General features: G+C 27.5%; 13 protein-coding genes. 4 read left to right on the plus strand and 9 right to left on the minus strand.

Translation table 11 applies throughout. The features are described 5' to 3' along the window. Nucleotides 1-290 precede the first annotated feature (290 nt). The 7 genes from BN8917_RS09800 to BN8917_RS09830 form a co-directional block, all read right to left on the minus strand. Entirely contained in the window at nt 291-9,935 is a 9,645-nt protein-coding gene (locus BN8917_RS09800; protein WP_066873923.1) for a beta strand repeat-containing protein, read from the minus strand. A 573-nt stretch (nt 9,936-10,508) separates the two neighbouring features. Continuing rightward, the gene (locus BN8917_RS09805; RefSeq protein ID WP_066873925.1) at nt 10,509-11,402 is read right to left on the minus strand and encodes a ribonuclease H1 domain-containing protein; all 894 of its coding nucleotides are present in this window, start codon (nt 11,400-11,402) and stop codon (nt 10,509-10,511) included. Nucleotides 11,403-11,448: 46 nt separating this feature from the next. Then, a complete protein-coding gene (locus BN8917_RS09810) occupies nt 11,449-12,438 on the minus strand; it encodes a YkvA family protein (protein WP_066873927.1) in 990 nt (329 codons plus the stop codon). Between the two features lie 12 nt (nt 12,439-12,450). After that, entirely contained in the window at nt 12,451-12,972 is a 522-nt protein-coding gene (locus BN8917_RS09815) for a hypothetical protein (protein WP_066873929.1), read from the minus strand. 69 nt (nt 12,973-13,041) lie between these two features. Further along, nucleotides 13,042-14,100, minus strand: coding sequence for a rhomboid family intramembrane serine protease (locus BN8917_RS09820; protein ID WP_066873931.1), 1,059 nt, complete (start codon nt 14,098-14,100; stop codon nt 13,042-13,044). Between the two features lie 110 nt (nt 14,101-14,210). Continuing rightward, complete coding sequence (gene pepF, locus BN8917_RS09825; protein WP_066873932.1) at nt 14,211-16,004, minus strand: oligoendopeptidase F; 1,794 nt, start codon at nt 16,002-16,004, stop codon at nt 14,211-14,213. A 42-nt stretch (nt 16,005-16,046) separates the two neighbouring features. Beyond that, the gene (locus tag BN8917_RS09830) at nt 16,047-16,445 is read right to left on the minus strand and encodes a DUF6762 family protein (RefSeq protein WP_066873934.1); all 399 of its coding nucleotides are present in this window, start codon (nt 16,443-16,445) and stop codon (nt 16,047-16,049) included. Between the two features lie 188 nt (nt 16,446-16,633). Between BN8917_RS09830 and BN8917_RS09835 the strand changes: the two genes are divergently transcribed. The 3 genes from BN8917_RS09835 to BN8917_RS09845 all read left to right on the plus strand — a co-directional run bounded on the left by BN8917_RS09835 (nt 16,634) and on the right by BN8917_RS09845 (nt 18,571). Beyond that, nucleotides 16,634-16,987, plus strand: a complete 354-nt coding sequence (locus BN8917_RS09835; RefSeq protein ID WP_066873936.1) for a hypothetical protein — start codon at nt 16,634-16,636, stop codon at nt 16,985-16,987. A gap of 108 nt (nt 16,988-17,095) precedes the next feature. Beyond that, nucleotides 17,096-17,767 (plus strand): metal ABC transporter ATP-binding protein, encoded by a 672-nt coding sequence (locus BN8917_RS09840; RefSeq protein ID WP_066873938.1) that lies wholly within the window; start codon nt 17,096-17,098, stop codon nt 17,765-17,767. Nucleotides 17,768-17,779: 12 nt separating this feature from the next. Continuing rightward, the gene (locus BN8917_RS09845; protein WP_066875458.1) at nt 17,780-18,571 is read left to right on the plus strand and encodes a metal ABC transporter permease; all 792 of its coding nucleotides are present in this window, start codon (nt 17,780-17,782) and stop codon (nt 18,569-18,571) included. A gap of 25 nt (nt 18,572-18,596) precedes the next feature. Here BN8917_RS09845 and BN8917_RS09850 read toward each other — a convergent pair whose 3' ends face one another. Then, nucleotides 18,597-19,022 carry a Fur family transcriptional regulator gene (locus tag BN8917_RS09850; RefSeq protein WP_066873939.1) on the minus strand — a complete coding sequence of 142 codons (426 nt, stop codon included), beginning with the start codon at nt 19,020-19,022 and terminating at the stop codon, nt 18,597-18,599. Nucleotides 19,023-19,299: 277 nt separating this feature from the next. Here BN8917_RS09850 and BN8917_RS09855 point away from each other — a divergent pair, with 277 nt between their 5' ends. Next, nucleotides 19,300-20,514 (plus strand): 6-phosphofructokinase, encoded by a 1,215-nt coding sequence (locus BN8917_RS09855; RefSeq protein ID WP_066873942.1) that lies wholly within the window; start codon nt 19,300-19,302, stop codon nt 20,512-20,514. A 32-nt stretch (nt 20,515-20,546) separates the two neighbouring features. Here BN8917_RS09855 and BN8917_RS09860 read toward each other — a convergent pair whose 3' ends face one another. Further along, a complete protein-coding gene (locus BN8917_RS09860) occupies nt 20,547-21,842 on the minus strand; it encodes an aminotransferase class V-fold PLP-dependent enzyme (protein ID WP_066873944.1) in 1,296 nt (431 codons plus the stop codon). Nucleotides 21,843-21,864 lie beyond the last annotated feature (22 nt).

Raw genomic sequence — 21,864 nt, forward strand, 5'->3', positions numbered from 1 at the left:
AGTGTTCACTATCCTTCTAAATTTATATTAGTATTTTAGTGGTATTTAGTTTTCTTCTAAAATCTTAACTAGACGATCTACAATATACTTATTTCCAACTTAATCACTAAGTATTATTATAGAATTTTTGCTTTTTATTAAAATAATTAAAGAAGTGTTTAAAATTATTTTTAAAAGGATTTTTTTTAAATATATGAGTTTATTAGTTATCCTCCTTTTATATACTATATATATTTTACTAATAATAAAAAAGGATTTATGCTTATAAAAACATAAATCCTTTTTATTTGTTACTTTCTATTTTTACGTCTAAAAATTTCTCCTATACCTAATATTCCTAATATAGAAGCCCAAGTAACTATTCCTTCTATATTAGAGCTTATGTCATCATTTATACCTGTATCAGGTAGATTTTTATCATTAACTATATTAATTGAAACATCTTTATCTTCTAAATCTGATTTTGTAAGATTGTTCTCATTAATTTTTTCTCCATTAACAGTTATACTTGATACTTTATAACCTTTCGGTATAGTTAATTCTGGATTATTTTCATTTACTATTTTACTTGAAATAATATTACCATCTTTTCCTATAGTATTTATTCTTACAGAAGCTACTTTAGGAGTTAATGTCACTGTTCTATATTTAGTATTTCCTGTAGTAACATTTACATCGATATTTTTATCATTATATCCGTTTACAGATATTTTTATATGATTAGTTCCAGCTGTTGTTCCTACAATAATTTCTCCATTACTATTAGTTTTTTCTTCTTTACCATTAACTATTATCTTTTTATTTTTTAATAGTCCATTGTCTCCATTTACTGTTATTATAACTTTTCCTGCTTCTGGGTCTAAGGCAATTATTCCTGTTACATTTCCATTTGGATCTAACTTAACTGAAGTTTGTCCATTAGTATATCCTTTATCTGAAGCTGTTGCAATTATTTCTCCTGGTTTAACATCATTTGCTTGTACTTCTCCATTAGAATTTGTATACAATGTTTGTCCATCTATATTTACAGTTGCTCCTGATAATATTTTTCCTGTTTTACTATTAATAACTTTTATAACTACAGTTCCGGTGTCTGGTACTAATGAAATTGTTCCATTTCCTTCTCCATTTGGAGTTACTTCAACTTTAGTACTTTCATTATGATAATTATTATCTGAAGCATTAACTATTACATCTCCTGGAACTACATTTGATATTGTAACTTGCCCATTTGAATCAGTTGTGTAAGTTTTTCCACCATAAGTTACTTTTGCATTTGCTAATCCTTTCTTTGTTGAACTATCTACTACTGTTATTTTCATTGTTCCGTTATCAGGTGTTAATGTAATATTAGTTTTTTCAGTTTCTCCTGGTTTACCATCAACTATTACTGTTCCATTATGATAATTCTTTGAACCTATTGTTATAGTATTAGAACCTTCTGATGTTTTTACAATTACTTGCCCTTCTGCATCTGTTGTTTCTGAAACTCCATTTACTGTTATCTTAGTATTTTTAAGTGGTCCATTTTCACCATTAACTGTTACTATAACTTTTCCAGCCTCTGGATTTAAAGCAATTATTCCTGTTGCCTTTCCATTCGGATCTAACTTAACCGAAACTTGTCCCTTATTATATCCTTTATCTGAAGCCGTTGCATTTATTTCTCCTGGTTTAACATCATTTATTTGTACTTCCCCATTTGAATTTGTACGTAATGTTTGTCCATTTATATTTACAGTTACTCCTGATAATACATTTCCTGTTTTACTATCAACGACTTTTATAACTACAGTTCCGTTGTCCGGTGTTAATGAAATTGTTCCAGCTCCTTGACCATTTGGAGTTACCTCAACTTTAGTACTTCCACTATGATAATTATTATCTGAACCATCAACTGTTACATCTCCTGGAACTACGTTTGATATTGTTACTTGTCCATTTGAATCAGTTGTGTAAGTTTTTCCATCATAAGTTACCTTTGCGTTTTTTAACGTTTTCTTTGTTGAACTATCTATTACTGTTATCTTCATTACTCCGTTGTCCGGTGTTAATGAAATTATTTCAGTATCTTCTCCATTTGGAGTTACTTCAACTTTAGTGCTTCCATCATGATAATTTTTATCTGATCCATCAACTATTACATCTCCTGGAACTACATTTGATATTGTCACTTGTCCATTTGAATCAGTTGTATAAGTTTTTCCACCATAAGTTACTTTTGCATTTCCTAATACTTTCTTTGTTAAGCTATCTATTACTGTTATTTTCATTGTTCCGTTATCCGGTGTTAATGAAATTATTCCAGTTCCTTCTCCATTTGGAATTACTTCAACTTTAGTGCTTCCATTATGATAATTTTTATCTAAACCACCAACTGTTATATCTCCTGGTACTACGTTTGATATTGTTACTTCTCCATTTGAATCAGTTGTGTAAGTTTTCCTATCATAAATTACTTTTGCATTTTCTAATGGTTTCTTTGTTAAGCTATCTACTACTGTTATTTTCATTATTCCATTGTCCGGTGTTAATGAAATTATTCCATTTTCTTCTCCATTTGGAGTTACTTCAACTTTAGTACTTCCATTATGATAATTTTTATCTGAACCATCAACTGTTATATTTCCTGGTACTACGTTTGATATTGTTACTTCTCCATTTGAGTCAGTTGTATAAGTTTTTCCATCATAAGTTACTTTTGCATTTCCTAATACTTTCTTTGTTAAGCTATCTACTACTGTTATTTTCATTATTCCGTTATCTGGTGTTAATGTAACATTCGTTTTTTCTGTTTCTCCTGGTTTACCATCAACTATTACTGTCCCATTATGATAATTCTTTGAACCTATTGTTATAGTATTTGGGCCTTCTGATGTTTTTATAGTTACTTGGCCTTCTGCATCTGTTTTTTCTGAAACTCCATTTACTGTTACTTTTGTATTTTTAAGTGGTCCATTCTCACCATTAACTGTTATTGTAGTACTTCCTGCTTCTGGTACTAATGAAATTGTTCCCATTACTGTTTTATTTGAAGCAGCATTAACTAATATATGTCCATTAGTATATCCTTTATCTGAAGCTGTTACACTTATTTCTCCTGGTTTAAGATTATTTACTTGTACTTCTCCATTTGAATTTGTACGTAATATTTTTCCACTTATATTTACATCTGCTCCTGATAATACTTTACCAGTTTTACTATCGACAACTTTTATAACTACAATTCCGTTATCTGGTACTAATGAAGTTATTTTTTTCCCTTGTCCATTTGAATCTACTTCTACTTTACTACTTTCATTTTTATAATTATTATCCGGTACTAATGAAATTATTCCTGTAGCTTGTCCATCTGGAATTACTTCAACTTTAGTACTTCCATCATGATAATTTTTATCTGATCCATCAACTGTTATATCTCCTGGATTTACATTTGATATTGTTACTTCTCCATTTGAATCAGTTGTGTAAGTTCTTCCATCATAAGTTACTTTTGCTTTTTCTAATGGTTTCTTTGTTAAGCTATCTATTACTGTTATTTTCATTGTTCCGTTGTCCGGTGTTAATGAAATTGTTCCAGTTCCTTCTCCATTTGGAGTTACTTCAACTTTAGTACTTCCATTATGATAATTATCATCTGATCCATCAACTGTTATATTTCCTGGTATTACATTTGATATTGTAACTTCACCTTTTGAATCAGTTGTATAAGTTTTTCCATCATAAGTTACTTTTGCATTTTCTAATGGTTTCTTTGTTAAGCTATCTACTACTGTTATTTTCATTATTCCGTTATCCGGTGTTAATGAAATTATTCCATTTTCTTCTCCATTTGGAGTTACTTCAACTTTAGTACTTCCATTATGATAATTTTTATCTGAACCATCAACTGTTATATTTCCTGGTACTACGTTTGATATTGTTACTTCTCCATTTGAGTCAGTTGTATAAGTTTTTCCATCATAAGTTACTTTTGCATTTCCTAATACTTTCTTTGTTAAGCTATCTACTACTGTTATTTTCATTATTCCGTTATCTGGTGTTAATGTAACATTCGTTTTTTCTGTTTCTCCTGGTTTACCATCAACTATTACTGTCCCATTATGATAATTCTTTGAACCTATTGTTATAGTATTTGGGCCTTCTGATGTTTTTATAGTTACTTGGCCTTCTGCATCTGTTTTTTCTGAAACTCCATTTACTGTTACTTTTGTATTTTTAAGTGGTCCATTCTCACCATTAACTGTTATTGTAGTACTTCCTGCTTCTGGTACTAATGAAATTGTTCCCATTACTGTTTTATTTGAAGCAGCATTAACTAATATATGTCCATTAGTATATCCTTTATCTGAAGCTGTTACACTTATTTCTCCTGGTTTAAGATTATTTACTTGTACTTCTCCATTTGAATTTGTACGTAATATTTTTCCACTTATATTTACATCTGCTCCTGATAATACTTTACCAGTTTTACTATCGACAACTTTTATAACTACAATTCCGTTATCTGGTACTAATGAAGTTATTTTTTTCCCTTGTCCATTTGAATCTACTTCTACTTTACTACTTTCATTTTTATAATTATTATCCGGTACTAATGAAATTATTCCTGTAGCTTGTCCATCTGGAATTACTTCAACTTTAGTACTTCCATCATGATAATTTTTATCTGATCCATCAACTGTTATATCTCCTGGATTTACATTTGATATTGTTACTTCTCCATTTGAATCAGTTGTGTAAGTTCTTCCATCATAAGTTACTTTTGCTTTTTCTAATGGTTTCTTTGTTAAGCTATCTATTACTGTTATTTTCATTGTTCCGTTGTCCGGTGTTAATGAAATTGTTCCAGTTCCTTCTCCATTTGGAGTTACTTCAACTTTAGTACTTCCATTATGATAATTATCATCTGATCCATCAACTGTTATATTTCCTGGTATTACATTTGATATTGTAACTTCACCTTTTGAATCAGTTGTATAAGTTTTTCCATCATAAGTTACTTTTGCATTTTCTAATGGTTTCTTTGTTAAGCTATCTACTACTGTTATTTTCATTGTTCCGTTGTCCGGTGTTAATGAAATTGTTCCAGTTCCTTCTCCATTTGGAGTTACTTCAACTTTAGTACTTCCATTATGATAATTATCATCTGATCCATCAACTGTTATATTTCCTGGTATTACATTTGATATTGTAACTTCACCTTTTGAATCAGTTGTATAAGTTTTTCCATCATAAGTTACTTTTGCATTTTCTAATGGTTTCTTTGTTAAGCTATCTACTACTGTTATTTTCATTATTCCGTTATCCGGTGTTAATGAAATTATTCCATTTTCTTCTCCATTTGGAGTTACTTCAACTTTAGTACTTCCATTATGATAATTTTTATCTGAACCATCAACTGTTATATTTCCTGGTACTACGTTTGATATTGTTACTTCTCCATTTGAGTCAGTTGTATAAGTTTTTCCATCATAAGTTACTTTTGCATTTCCTAATACTTTCTTTGTTAAGCTATCTACTACTGTTATTTTCATTATTCCGTTATCTGGTGTTAATGTAACATTCGTTTTTTCTGTTTCTCCTGGTTTACCATCAACTATTACTGTCCCATTATGATAATTCTTTGAACCTATTGTTATAGTATTTGGGCCTTCTGATGTTTTTATAGTTACTTGGCCTTCTGCATCTGTTTTTTCTGAAACTCCATTTACTGTTACTTTTGTATTTTTAAGTGGTCCATTCTCACCATTAACTGTTATTGTAGTACTTCCTGCTTCTGGTACTAATGAAATTGTTCCCATTACTGTTTTATTTGAAGCAGCATTAACTAATATATGTCCATTAGTATATCCTTTATCTGAAGCTGTTACACTTATTTCTCCTGGTTTAAGATTATTTACTTGTACTTCTCCATTTGAATTTGTACGTAATATTTTTCCACTTATATTTACATCTGCTCCTGATAATACTTTACCAGTTTTACTATCGACAACTTTTATAACTACAATTCCGTTATCTGGTACTAATGAAGTTATTTTTTTCCCTTGTCCATTTGAATCTACTTCTACTTTACTACTTTCATTTTTATAATTATTATCCGGTACTAATGAAATTATTCCTGTAGCTTGTCCATCTGGAATTACTTCAACTTTAGTACTTCCATCATGATAATTTTTATCTGATCCATCAACTGTTATATCTCCTGGATTTACATTTGATATTGTTACTTCTCCATTTGAATCAGTTGTGTAAGTTCTTCCATCATAAGTTACTTTTGCTTTTTCTAATGGTTTCTTTGTTAAGCTATCTATTACTGTTATTTTCATTGTTCCGTTGTCCGGTGTTAATGAAATTGTTCCAGTTCCTTCTCCATTTGGAGTTACTTCAACTTTAGTACTTCCATTATGATAATTATCATCTGATCCATCAACTGTTATATTTCCTGGTATTACATTTGATATTGTAACTTCACCTTTTGAATCAGTTGTATAAGTTTTTCCATCATAAGTTACTTTTGCATTTTCTAATGGTTTCTTTGTTAAGCTATCTACTACTGTTATTTTCATTATTCCGTTATCCGGTGTTAATGAAATTATTCCAGTTCCCTCACTATTTGAAGTTACTTCAACTTTAGTGCTTCCATTATGATAATTTTTATCTGATCCTTCAACTGTTATATCCCCTGGTACTACATTTGATATTGTCACTTCTCCATTTGAATCAGTTGTATAAGTTTTTCCGTTATAAGTTACTTTTGCTTTTTCTAATGGTTTCTTTGTTAAACTATCTATTACTGTTATTTTCATTGTTCCGTTATCCGGTATTAATGTAATATTAGTTTTTTCAGTTTCTCCCGGTTTACCATCGACTATTACTGTTCCATTATGATAATTGTTTGAACCTATTGTTATAGTATTAGAACCTTCTGATGTTTTTACAGTTACTTGCCCTTCTGCATCTGTTGTTTCTGAAACTCCATTTACTGTTATCTTAGTATTTTTAAGTGATCCATTTTCACCATTAACTGTTACTATAACTTTTCCCTCCTCTGGATTTAAGGTAATTATTCCTGTTGCCTTTCCATTCGGATCTAACTTAACCGAAGCTTGTCCATTAGTATATCCTTTATCTGAAGCTGTTATATTTATTTCTCCTGGTTTAACATCATTTATTTGTACTTCCCCATTTGAATTTGTATGTAATGTTTGCCCATTTATATTTACAGTTACTCCTGATAATACATTTCCTGTTTTACTATCAACGACTTTTATAACTACAGTTCCGTTATCCGGTATTAATGAAATTGTTCCAGTTCCTTGACCATTTGGAGTTACCTCAACCTTAGTACTTCCATTATGATAATTTTTATCTGAACCATCAACTGTTATATCTCCTGGAACTACATTTGATATTGTTACTTGTCCTTTTGAATCAGTTGTATAAGTTTTTCCATTATAAGTTACATTTGCATTTCCTAATACTTTCTTTGTTAAGCTATCTACTACTGTTATTTTCATTGTTCCGTTATCCGGTGTTAATGAAATTATTCCAGTTCCTTCTCCATTTGGAGTTACTTCAACTTTAGTGCTTCCATTATGATAATTTTTATCTGAACCATCAACTGTTATATCTCCTGATTTTACATTTGATATTGTCACTTTTCCATTTGAATCAGTTGTGTAAATTTTTCCATCATAAGTTACTTTTGCATTTGCTAATGCTTTCTTTGTTAAACTATCTACTACTGTTATTTTCATTGTTCCGTTGTCCGGTATTAATGAAATTATTCCAGTTCCTTCTCCATTTGGAGTTACTTCAACTTTAGTGCTTCCATTATGATAATTTTTATCTGAACCATCAACTGTTATATCTCCTGGAACTACGTTTGATATTGTTACTTCTCCATTTGAATCAGTTGTATAAGTTTTTCCATCATAAGTTACCTTTGCGTTTTCTAATGGTTTCTTTGTTGAACTATCTATTACTGTTATTTTTATTGTTCCGTTGTCCGGTGTTAATGAAATTATTCCATTTCCTTCTCCATTTGGAGTTACTTCAACTTTAGTGCTTCCATTATGATAATTTTTATCTGAACCACCAACTGTTATATCTCCTGGTACTACATTTGATATTGTTACTTCTCCATTTGAATCAGTTGTATAAGTTTTTCCATCATAAATTACTTTTGCATTTCCTAGTGCTTTCTTTGTTAAGCCATCTACTACTGTTATTTTCATTATTCCGTTGTCCGGTGTTAATGAAATTATTCCATTTCCTTCTCCATTTGGAGTTACTTCAACTTTAGTACTTCCATTATGATAATTTTTATATGAACCATCAACTGTTATATCTCCTGGTACTGCGTTTGATATTGTTACTTCTCCATTTGAATTAGTTGTATAAGTTTTTCCATCATAAGTTACTTTTGCATTTCCTAATACTTTCTTTGTTAAACTATCCACTACTGTTATTTTCATCGTTCCATTATCCGGTATTAATGTAATATTAGTTTTTTTTATTTTTCCCGGTTTACCATCAACTATTATTGTTCCATTTTGATAATCCTTTGAACCTATTGTTATATTATTAGAACCTTCTGATATTTTTACAATTACTTTTCCATCTGCATCTGTTGTTTCTGAAACTCCATTTACTGTTACCTTAGTATTTTTAAGTGGCCCATTCTCACCATTAACTGTTACTATAACATTTCCTTCTTCTGGAATTAGAGAAATTTTTCCTGTCACTGTTTTATTTGGATCTACCTCAACTGAAGTTTTAGCTTTAATATATCCTTCATCTGAAGCTGTTGCACTTATTTCTCCAGGTTTAATATTGCTTACATACACTTCTCCATTTGAATTTGTATGTAATATTTGTCCATCTATATTTACAGTTGCCCCCGCTAATACCTTTCCTGTTTTACCATCAACAACCTTTATAACTGCATTCCCATATTGCTCTTTCTTTTGTAAATGATAAATTACAGTTATCTTTGAATCTCCTATACTTATTGGTGGTAATTCTCCTGAAATAACTTGTCCATTTTTCTCTACAGTAATACTTTTAACTTCATATCCTTGTGGAATTTCTACCTTATCAATACTTGTTCCTACCTCACCAGTAAACGAATCTTCTTTTATTACTTTTCCATTACTATCTACAAATTTTCTATTTACAGTACCTAAATCTATTATTATGTCACCCTTACCTATAACAAAATAAGGTAATATTTCAGTTTCTGCCTTCTTTAAATTTGGTATTGTATATATTTCATTTACTCCTGATATAGGACCAGCTCCAGGCAATGATTTAATTAATTGCCCATTTTTATATAAATTAATATATGCATAGGCATTATCTCTTTTTATAAATATATCTCCATTACTATTAGCAGTTACTGTACTATTTTGTGAAGCTGGAGATGCATTAACTTCATAAGTTACACCAGGTTTTAAGCCACTTACCTTAGTTATTTCATAATTTAACATATTTATATTTTTATCTTTTATTATAATTGGTTCTTTGCATCCCTGCACCCTAATAACTATATCTTGTTTCCCTAAGACAGTTTGCCCTTGTTCTAATTCAGAAACAGGAACTACTCCATTTGAAAGTATTCCACCTCCAATAAAATCACCATTAGCATTCTCAACTGTAATTGTTCTTCCACTCACAGGAACACCATTTAAATTAAACTTTATATTCTCTAAATCAGTATATGCTTTTCCATTTCCAGCCATGATTATAGTATCTGAATCATTTATTGTTGAATTATTATCACTTTGAACTAATAACTTTTGATTGCTTATTTTTAACCCTTTATGTTGTGAATTATTATTTTCATTTAAATCCATATGGACATTGCTTCCTATTACCATCGCTGCTGTTGTAGCAACTACTAACTCTAATAATTTCTTATTAAATGGCACTTTGTTTTCCTCCCTTGTTTTCATCATAAGTTAATATTATTCTTTTATCTGATCGTATCTAATTTTTAGGCTTATATTATATTACCCTTTTAAGTTAATTATTACAATAATAATTTTTTTTACTCCTTATACCTAAATAACAGAAATATTACCATTTTATTTTTATATAACTATTTAATTATCTATTTATCATTTTTATAAAGACTTTTCTATACACTTATTATTTTTTATCTGTTTTTATTTCATTTTAATACTATTTTTAATATAATTACTTTCTATTTGATATTACAATAAATTCTAATACTATTTTTAAGCCTTAGTATCAACATCTTCATTTATTTGCCTATCAATAAATTCTAATATACCAACATTTTTAATAATTTATCGATTAATTTTAACATCTTTTACCTAAATAATTTTTTTAATTTATATACGATTAAATTTCACTATATATATTTAAACAAAATTTAAAAATAATAGGTTTACAAAAATAAGAACTTTCCAATTATTAATATCAAAAAAATAAGAGACTATAATCTAGTATTCCTACTTTCATCACAGTCCCTTATACTTTTATTTTTCAATAATATATTTTGTATACTTTAATACTTCTAGTTTTTGCTCATCTGTTAACTTATTAATCAATTCTAGTAATTCTACTTTAACATCATTATTTTCTTGTGTCTTTCTTTCTTTAGTAATATTATCTACATCTTTAATAATAATATTATCCTCACAACTACTAGCTAATTCTAAAATCTGCTCCTTAAGCTCTTTATTAGCCACAAATAATTTATTCTCTCTTAGCCATTTCTCAACAACTTTCTCTGAAGTTATTGCAAGTCTTTTTTTGCAACTTTCATCTGCAAGTTCATTAAAGAAATCCCCTGTATGACTATCTACTTTAACAAATATAACTTCTATTCCTTGTTTGAAGAAAGTATTCATTTTCTCATAGTAAGCAGTAGATGAGTCCTCTTTTCTATCCCAACTACCTGTGGCATGATGAAATATCCCCTCATAATCATGGAATAAAACTACTTTCTTAGCACCTTTTTTTAATGCATATTCTACTCCTTTAATTGCAGCATCAAGCTCTCCTGCAATTTGCCTTATGTTACGTTTACTTGTATCTAAAGGAGAGCCACTCTCCATATACTCAACTACATTGTTATTTACTACTACAAGACCATATGAATATCTTTGCGTTTTTATATTGTAACTTCCATCAACATAGATATGTAAGCAATCTTCTGGATACTCATCTCTTCCTTTTTTCAATAAAGTATTCGTATCAGCTAAATATTCCTTTGCAGCTTCCATACTTTCAAAACTTTTATATTTTGCTCCTTTAACACCTTTTACATATTTTAAACACTCTGCCCATGTATTTACTATTTTATTTTGTACTACTTCATTTAAGCTTGAATCATATCCTTCTTTTATTGCATAAACTTTTTTAGCCAATACTATCTCTCCTTAATAACTTTATTTTCTTTATCTCTTCTTTTGATTATGCTAAAGCATTTATAACATCATATATCTTATTTAAATTTTTAGCTCCTGTAAATGCTACTAAATATTCAACTGCATTTTTTAGAATTAAAGCAAATTCTGTACTTCCTTGCCAATTTGATAAAATTACTTCTATTGGAACATCTTCAATAATTCTATTTAAGGCAAATAAAATAAGTGCAACTTCATCTATCTTACCTAATATAGGAATTTTATCAGGTATTATATCTATTGGAAGTACTGTATATCCAAGGCTTAGAGCTAAAGCAATTTTAGTCTTCTTTGGAACTCTATTATCTTTAAATAATCTAGCTATTAAAGCTAAAATATCTGGAAGGAACATTATTATATCTGAATATCCTTTAACCTTATTAGGAATTTTTTCAACTACCTTTTCTCTTCCTTGAGTATAAATATCCTCTTTTTTCTCTACATTTAAATTTAGTATATAGTCTTCTTTTTCTTCTTCAGTTATAACCTCTTCATCAAGCTTAACAGACTCTTCAACTACAACTTTAGGTTTTGCTCCCATAATATCTCCTAGAAGTAAATCAATATCTTGAACTTTTACTTCTATATAATTCTCTGTAATTTTTGCTTCTTTTAGAACTAATTTTATAAGCTTTACCTCTTCTAAAATTTTACGAATATCTATTATTAAACTATCATTTAAAATAAATATTCCTCTTTCCTTAAATCCTTTTAAAGCAAGTTTTAATCCTATTCTTCTAAAAGGTCTTAAAATTCCTATCTTCATTAAAGAAGCTTTTTTAAGTTTAATATTTAATTTATTTTCTTTTACTCCATCAATCTCAACTACAGCTTTAAATCCTAGTGATAATATCTTTTTAAAACTACCTTGAACCTTTAACTGTCCATCTAATATTTCAATATTATTTATAGTTAATCCTTCAACTTTTACAAAATCATTTATAATACTTTTTATATCACTAGCACTTAATTTAGTAACAACCTCTGATATATTCATTTGTCTCTCCTCCTAACATGACTTAATACTTCTCCTACTGCCTAAACCTTTCTTTTGTAATTTAAATAATAAAAGTTTTTCTATATCAACATTTATATAATTAAATTCTACTAAGATTCCTTTATTTTTTATAGTTATCTCTTTTATATTAAAATCTACAAAATTAAAGTTTTTCTTTAAAGTATCTAGATTTACTTTTATCTTTTTCCCATCTATTTCTACACCACTGTTTTTAAGTCCTTTTTTATGCTTATTATTTATAATCTTATCTATAACAGAAAACATATCAACTTTTAAAGCTTTAATTTTCTTTATCTTTAAAATAATATTCTTATCTATAATCTTTTCAAGACTTAATATGCAAATAAATTTTACTGAAAAAACTTTTTTAATAGATCCATTAAGCTCAATCTCATTTTTTATTTCATTAAATTTCAGAGAATTTATATTAAGTTCCTCTATATTTATAGCCATTTTAACTAAATCTAATAAGTCTTTTTCTTCTATTAATAACTTTGTTTCTACTAATTTCATTTTCTACCTCTCATTATAAAACTTTATTATAATATAAAACTATTCTCATAAAATTTAATAATGTATATTTTAATTAAAAGATTTTAGTTGCATAAAAAGTTCTTTTCTAAATATAATACTTCCGATAATTATTCCACATGCAAGTCCACCAATATGTCCAGCATTATCTATATTACTTATACTAAAACCTATAACTAAATTAAGTAAAACAACTATTATAATATTTTTAAAAAACTTAAATCCAAGCTCATCTTTCTTTATATAAGCGAATATTAGCAGAACTCCAAGCAATCCAAAGATAGCACCAGAAGCTCCAACTGACATATTAGCTGAAAGGATAAAACTAGCTAAACTAGATACTATTCCAGAAATAAAATAGACTAATATAAACTTCTCTTTTCCTAATATACTCTCTAATTGATTTCCTAAAATATATAAAGCATACATATTAAATAATAAATGTACTATACCTGCATGTAAAAACATAGCTGTAATAAGTCTCCACCATTGTGCATCATATAAAATAAGTGAATTAACCTTTGCTCCCATAATATAAAGAATTCCAGGATTTATTTCTAATAAACTATTTAAAATCCCTTTACCAAATGCTACACTAAGTATCATTGATAAAACAAAAATAGCAATATTAGAATAAATAAGCCACTTAGTTATTGTTTGAATATCCTTATTAAAGCTTTTTATTTTATCTTTAAAATTTCTTTTCTTATAACTAGAAGACTTAGAAAGCTCTAAAGTTGCTTTTAAAACTCTAACTACAGGTTCTGAAAATGAGTTATATGAAACAATAGACTTACTATTTACATCTATAAAGATAGGATAATATTTATCATTATTTAAACTTGAATTAAAATTTTCTTTAGATAACACTATATTATGTATATTATATTTAAGTCCCTTTTCATCTAAATATCTTTTTAGCTCTAGATATACTTCTTCCTCATTTTTATCTCTACTTATACTTACAACATAAACTTCATTCTCAGATATATATTTAAAAGAAATCCATATTCCTTTTTCTACAGAAACTTCTTCAGTTATAAACTTATAGCTTTTAGATAAATTTCTAAATAACTCAACTTGAAACGTACTAATTTTATTATTTTTCATTATTTCCCCCTTAATAAAATTTATATTCCCCTACATTATTCTACCATTTTTATATTCTAAGTTCATTAAAAAAATAGCTATCTCAAAAAGACAGCTATTTTTATTTTCTATTAAATTAAAGTTTCTAATATATCAAGAAGTTCTTTAAATCTTTCTAAAGTATCTTCTATAGGTTTTGCTTGCTCCATATCAACTCCAGCATCTCTTATAGCGTCAATAGGATATTTACTTCCACCATCTTTTAAGAAACCTTTATATCTTTCAATAGCAGTATTTCCTTCATTTAATATAGCTTTACTAAAAGCTGATGCTGCTGCATATCCTGTTGCATATTGATAAACATAAAAATCTGAATAGAAATGAGGTATTCTTGCCCATTCTATCTCTATTTCTTTATCTACAACAATATCATCACCAAAATATTGTTTATTTAAATTAAGCCAGATATTATTAAGTTCTGTTGCTGTTAAAGCTTCACCTTTTTCTAGAGCTTCATGTGTTATTATTTCAAATCTTGCAAACATCAATTGTCTAAATACTGTTGTTCTTATTTGCTCTAATTCTTGATTTACAAGATATAATTTTTTCTTTTTATCAGTTTCTTTATTTATAAGATCATTTATAAGAAGAATTTCATTTGTTGTTGATGCTATTTCAGCACTAAATAAAGTATAATCTCCATAAATATATGGTTGATTATTTCTTGAATAATATGAATGGATTGAATGACCCATTTCATGAGCTATAGTACTTACATCATTTAAATCATAATTATAATTTAAAAGGACATATGGCATTGTATCATATGAACCACTTGAATATGCTCCTGATCTTTTTCCCTTATTTTCAAAAACATCTATCCAACCTTCGTCTACTCCCTTTGTGAAAATATCAATATATTCACTTCCAAGAACATTTAAACCTTCTTTTACTATTTTTATAGCATCTTCATATTCTATTTTTTCATTTGGTGTATCTACTACTGGAACATATAAATCATACATATGAATCTCTGATAATCCAAGTAGTTTCTTTTTAAGAGAAACATATCTATGAAGAAGCCCCAAATTCTTTTCAACTGTTTCTAAAGCATTAAAATAGACTTTTGTTGGAATGTTATTAGGACTTAAAGAAGCTTCTAAACAACTATTATATTTTCTAGTCTTAGCCTTAAATACATTTGTTTTTATAGAACTAGTAAGGCTTGTAGCTATAGTATTTTCATAATTTTTATATGCATTAAATAATGATTTAAAAGCACTTTCTCTTACTTTTCTATTTTTACTTCTTATATAATTTCCGTAATTACCTTCTGTAAGTTCTACAGTATTTCCCTCTTCATCTTCTATATTTCCAATTCTAAGCTCTGCATTAGTAAGTATTTCAAATATGTTTTCAGGGGCTCTTAAGCAATCTGAAGCACTAGCTAAAAGTTCTTCCATATCTTTTGATAAAATATGTGGCTTTTCTTTTAAAATACTCTTAAAGAAAAACTTATATTTCATTAATTCCATATTTGAATCTAAATCTTGCATTAATTTATCTTCATCTAAAGATAGAATTTCAGGTTCAAAGAATGATGTATAGCTTGAAAACTCTGCTACAAATCCTTCTATTCTGCTTGATAAAGCTTGAAACTCTGTATTTGAAGTATCTTCATGACTTCTCATTTGGGCATATACATATAGTTTTTCTAAAGTTCTAGATAGTGTTTCATTTAGCTTTAAATATTCTAAAAGCACCTTACTATCTGATAATTTACCTGCAAAATTTTTTAATCTTACAGATTCTACTTTTAACTTATCAAAATCTTTATTCCACTCTTCCACATTTGCATATATCTTATTTACAGCCCATTTATACTTATCTGGAATTTCATTTCTTTCTCTAAGTTTTTTACTCATAATTCTCCTCCTATATATAAATTTAAAAATAAAATATTTGTTTTATTTATACTCTTCTTCTTTTCCCTTTATATCTTCAAATACCTTTTGCATATTAGCTTCTATAAGATTACATAGCTCATTTAAAATAGCTCTCATCTCTTCATGCTCTTCATCATATTTAAAATTAATTACCCATGTTGGGTTATATTCATTATCATCTTCTTCTATTTTATATCCAAGCTCCGAAAAAGCTTCCATATTAAACAAGTCAAAAATCGCTGAAAATTCCCATTCTTCCACATCTTCTTTAGTATCAAAAACTAAAGTTACATCATCTCCTAAAGCAAATAATTTTTTAACATATTTTGCTCCTTCTCCAACTGAGTAACTTCCTAATTCTTTTCCTAAAAATCCTGTTTCTTTATCTTTTTCCATTAATACTAATGATGAAAAATCCATTTATCTCTTCCTCTCTTTTTTTATCCATTATTATTCTACACATTAACTATTTTATTATTATAAAATTTAACTTTATCTTTACATCTTAACAATTAAAAGAATATTTTTCAATCTAAAGAATTATTTTCAGTATAACTTAAATATGATAAAATTAATTTGTAAATAATTACCATATAGGAGTTGATATTTTGAAAAAAAATATAAAAATAAAATTTAATAAACTTAAGTTCTTAAAAAACATATCTCTTGTAATTTGTATTATTTTAATATCTATAATTACTAAATCATTTTACATAAGTTATATATGTAAATCTAACTCTAAAGCTTTAGAATATCATGCCAAAAATAATGATAAATTTAATATAAAAAAATTAAAGTCAAAAGAGACACTATTTTCTAGTGAAGATTTAATGATTTATAAAATTGATACAATAACTAAAAATTCTTTTGAATTTGATGAAAGTTATTTAGTAAAACTAAAAAAGGATTCTAACACTTGGAAACTTAATGATATTTCACTTTATGTAGATAATAAATCATAGATATCTTTTAGAAAAAATATAAATTTTTTATTTTTTTAGCACGACTTGTTGCAAATCTTTTGCATTTAAGTATATAATATTACTATTGAACTTATAGGGGTGATTAATTTGATTAAAATAGAAAATCTTTCATTCTCATATACAGGGTGTGCACCTTATAATCTTGAGAATATAAATATAAATTTACCTAAATCTCACTTTATTTCAATAGTTGGTGAAAATGGTAGTTGTAAAACAACATTATTAAAACTTATACTAGGTCATCTAAGACCTCAAAAAGGACAAATAAAAAAAGATTTCAATAAAATAGGCTATGTTCCTCAAAGACTTGAAAACTTTAACTCTGAATTTGCAATAACAGTATATGAAATTTTATATTGTCATTTAAAAGCATTAAAATTAAAAGATAAAACTGAAATAGATAGAGTTCTTAAAGCTGTTAATATGGAAAAGTTTAAAAATAGATTAATCGGAAGCCTTTCTGGAGGACAACAACAAAGAATTTTTATAGCTAGAGCTCTTATAGGCTCTCCTGATTTATTAGTTCTTGATGAATTATCAACTGGTGTTGATGAAAAAACTCAAAATGAAATTTATAATTTAATTTATGAACTTAATAGAAATCAAAATATTACTGTTGTTTCTGTTGAGCATAATAAAGAAAAAGCTATTAAATATTCTTCAGACATATTAGAGTTATCTTTTGGAGGAGCAAAACTATATTCAAAAGATGAATTCTTAAAACACTATAATGAAAACTTACTTAGAAAGGTTAATTAGATTATGTTAGAAATGTTTCAACTTGAATTTATGCGTAATGCATTTATGGCAGGTATTATAATTGCTCTACTTTGTCCTTGTATAGGACTTTTCCTAGTACTTAAAAGATATTCAATGATAGGGGATACCCTTGCTCACTCCTCATTTGCCGGAGTAGCAATTGGTCTTGTAATTGGATTTAATCCACTTTTAACAGCATTTATCTTTACTACTTTATGTGCAATAATTATAGAACTTTTAAGAAATTACTATAAAAAATATTCAGAACTAGTAATGTCAATAATCTTAACTTTTAGCCTTGGTTTAGCAATAGTTCTTGTAAGCTCTGGTAAATCATCAGCTAAAGTTGATTCATTCTTATTTGGTAGTATATTAACAGTATCTAAATCAGATTTAATTATGATCGCTCTAGTTGCTGTTATATGTTTTGTAGGTATTTATTTTCTTTATAATAAACTTCTTTATACAACATTTGATGAAGAAGGAGCTAAAGTTTCAGGTATAAATACTAGACTTGTAAATTACTTATTTACTTTAATGGTAGGAGCTACTATCTCTGTTTCAATAAGAGTTATGGGTATACTTGTTATATCTTCAATAATAGTAGTACCTGTTGCAACAGCAATGCAATTTAAAAGAGGATTTGGAAGAACTCTATTCTTATCTATGCTTATAGGATTTATAGATGTTGTTCTTGGATTATTCTTATCATATGAGTATAACAGTGCTCCTGGTGGAACAATCGCCTTAACATCTGTAGCAATTCTTATAATTTCAATTATTATAAATAGAAAAAAATTATAAAAAAAGTAGCCATATTATTTATTGGCTACTTTTTATTTTTATCCTCATCTACTGAACATTCCTTACATAATCCTTTTAATTGTAATTTGTGTTCAGTTAACTTAAAACCTGTTTGTTCTTTTAATAGCTCTTCTATTTGAGTCATTGGGCAAGCTACTTCTATTTCTTTATGACATAAACTACATTCAACTATATGATTATGTTTATGTTTTCTTATGGTATATGCACTTGTACCATCAAGAGCAAAAATTTTATCAACTATTCCTTTCTTCTCAAATAATTCTAATGTTCTATATATAGTAGATAAATTTATATCTTCCTGCTCTTTACACTTATTAAATAAGTACTCTGCTGAAAGACTCTCCTCTTTATTTAATAATAAATCATATATTAAAAGTCTAGCTTTTGTAATCTTTATATTTTTACTTTTTAAAACTTCCCTAATTTCCATAGTTCTTACTCCTACATTTAACGAATTCTTTATATATTAATTATAACATATAATAACTTATTATATTTTTTGTATATATTATTTTAAAATTATATTTAATTAATATTTAGAATACGCTACTTTAATATATATATTGTTAAAATAATTTTAATTTATAAAAATAAAATATTTTTCCTTTGATTTATTTACTAATATGTTGTATATTATTAATTGTGTTATCTTATTATACTAAATTGTATATCACATATATTTAACTAATCAAAGGAGAGTATCTTATATGAATTGTATTATCGCTCAATCAGGTGGACCTACATCTGTTATAAATTCTAGTGTTTATGGAGTTGTTAAAGAAAATTTTAATCTACAAATATATGATAATGTTTATGGAGGTCTAAACGGAATAGAAGGTATTCTACAAAAAAAAATAGTTAATTTATCTTCTATTGATTTAGATAAATTAGAAACTTTTAAAAATACACCATCTTCTGGACTTGGTTCTTGTAGATATAAATTAAAAGATTTTAATACTTCAGAAGAAGAATATATAAAACTTATAGATATATTAAACGAATTAAATGTTACTACTTTCTTCTACGTTGGTGGTAATGATTCTATGGATACAATCGCTAAACTTAGTGAATATGCCAATATTAATAATATAAAAATCAAATTTATAGGAATACCAAAGACAATTGATAATGATCTAATGTATACAGATCATACACCTGGTTTTGGAAGTGCAGCAAGATTTATTTCAACATCTGTACTTGAAAGCTATCTTGATTCAAAAGTATATACTAATAATGGCATATTCATTTTAGAAGCTATGGGAAGAGATACTGGTTGGCTTGCTGCTTCAGCTGCTCTAGCACATATTAATGGAAAACAATGTGCTGACCTTATATATCTTCCAGAAGCAGCCTTCTCAGAAGATGAATTTTTAAAAGATGTAGAAAGATTATTTAAAGAAAATAATCATGTTTATATAGTAGCTTCTGAGGGAATTAAAGATGCTAACAATAAATTTATAGCAGAAGCAAAAATTTCTTCACATGATAACTTTGGACATGCTCAACTTGGTGGTGTGGGAAATTATCTAAAGAATTTAATTATAAAATCAGGAATCACAAGTAGAGTTAAATCATTAGAACTTGGAGTTTTACAAAGATGTGCTATGCACTGTGCTTCTAAAGTAGATCTTAAAGAAGCAGAAATGGTAGGTAGAGATGCTCTTAAGTATTCTAAAGATTGTGAAAATGGTATTATGGTTGGAATAGAAAGAAATAATTTTGAAATCTATAGTTCAAAATCAATATTAATCCCTGCTAAAAATGTAGCTAATAATATAAAATACTTCCCTACTGATTGGATAAATGAAAAAGGTAATGGGGTAACTGAGGAAGCCTTAGATTACTTTAGACCTTTAATAAACAATGAAACAATCAATAATAATGAAACTGATTTACCTATATACGGTAACTTTATATTATAGGAAGAGGATGTCTCAATAGAGACACCTCTTTTTTATATTCTTAAATTCTTATTTCTTGCTATATATTCTAAGGTATCTAAAAATATATCCACCTCAGATTCGTTATTATATAAACCAAAGCTTATCCTAACAAGTCCTGGTCTACTTATACTAGAGTCTTTTATATATTTCATACTTTCTTTTTCATCATAGCCAATTAATCTTCTAACATAAGGATGTGAACAAAATCCTCCACTTCTAACTGCTATCCCTCTAATATCTGATAATAATTTAGCAACTTCCTCATGCTCTCTTCCTTTTACATTAATACTTATAACCCCTATACTATCATTATCTCTTGGTTGTCCATATTCAATTATATTGGGTATTAAATTCAGCCTATCTAACAAGTATTTTTTTAAAGAAATTTCATGTTTTTCAAGATTACTAAAGCCTATTTTATTTAATTCCTGTATTGCTGAAACTAATGCAACTACACCTAAAAAATTTGGTGTTCCTGCCTCATATCTTGCAGGTATCTTTTCCCAATAAACTTTATTATCTAAAACCATATCAACAGCTCCACCACCTTTTATAAATGGAACTTTATCTTTGATTAAACTTCTTTTTGCTATTATTGCTCCAGCTCCAAAAGGAGCATACATTTTATGCGCTGAAAAAGCTACAAAATCTATATCTTCTCCTTCATTCTCACCTAATATATTTAAATGCTTATGAGCAACTAACTGAGCAGCATCAACAACTATCATAGCTCCATATTTATGAGCAATTTTAGCTATTTTATTTACTGAATTTATATAACCAGTAACATTAGAAGCAGCAGTAATAGTAACTAATTTTATTTTATTATTTTTTAAAACTTTCTCAATATCAGATAAATTTAATCTTCCATTTTCATCAACATCTATATAAAGAACATTAGCTCTTTCTCTCCAAGGTAAGTCATTTGCATGATGTTCCATTCTAGTAGATATAATTTTTTCACTTTTATCATCTATGAGAGCCTGTGCTAAAACATTTATTGCCTCTGTTGTATTTTTAACATATATTACTGTATAATCCTTATCATCTGGTATATCAAAAAAATTTAAAACTACCTTTCTTGAATTTTCATAGAAATCAGTACACATACAACTTTTTAAACCCTTACCACGACCTATTGACCCATAGCAATGCGAATATTCTTCTACATTATCATGAACATATTTAAAAGCAGGTGTAGTAGCTGCATTATCAAAATTAATAGGAATAAATAAACTTCCATCACTATTTTTTAATTTATCATCAACACCAATAAATAAATTTCTATAACTATCTATATTACTCATATCTTATCTTAATAAAAAATTA

It is taken from the genome of Clostridium mediterraneense (assembly GCF_900091705.1).
Lineage (GTDB): Bacteria > Bacillota > Clostridia > Clostridiales > Clostridiaceae > Sarcina > Sarcina mediterraneense.

Coding starts and splice junctions, on each gene's coding strand:
- BN8917_RS09820 (WP_066873931.1), bottom strand. CDS start 14,100: ATGAAAAATAATAAAATTAGTACGTTTCAAGTTGAGTTATTTAGAAAT.
- pepF (WP_066873932.1), bottom strand. CDS start 16,004: ATGAGTAAAAAACTTAGAGAAAGAAATGAAATTCCAGATAAGTATAAA.
- BN8917_RS09830 (WP_066873934.1), bottom strand. CDS start 16,445: ATGGATTTTTCATCATTAGTATTAATGGAAAAAGATAAAGAAACAGGA.
- BN8917_RS09810 (WP_066873927.1), bottom strand. CDS start 12,438: ATGAATATATCAGAGGTTGTTACTAAATTAAGTGCTAGTGATATAAAA.
- BN8917_RS09850 (WP_066873939.1), bottom strand. CDS start 19,022: ATGGAAATTAGGGAAGTTTTAAAAAGTAAAAATATAAAGATTACAAAA.
- BN8917_RS09815 (WP_066873929.1), bottom strand. CDS start 12,972: ATGAAATTAGTAGAAACAAAGTTATTAATAGAAGAAAAAGACTTATTA.
- BN8917_RS09860 (WP_066873944.1), bottom strand. CDS start 21,842: ATGAGTAATATAGATAGTTATAGAAATTTATTTATTGGTGTTGATGAT.
- BN8917_RS09845 (WP_066875458.1), top strand. CDS start 17,780: ATGTTTCAACTTGAATTTATGCGTAATGCATTTATGGCAGGTATTATA.
- BN8917_RS09855 (WP_066873942.1), top strand. CDS start 19,300: ATGAATTGTATTATCGCTCAATCAGGTGGACCTACATCTGTTATAAAT.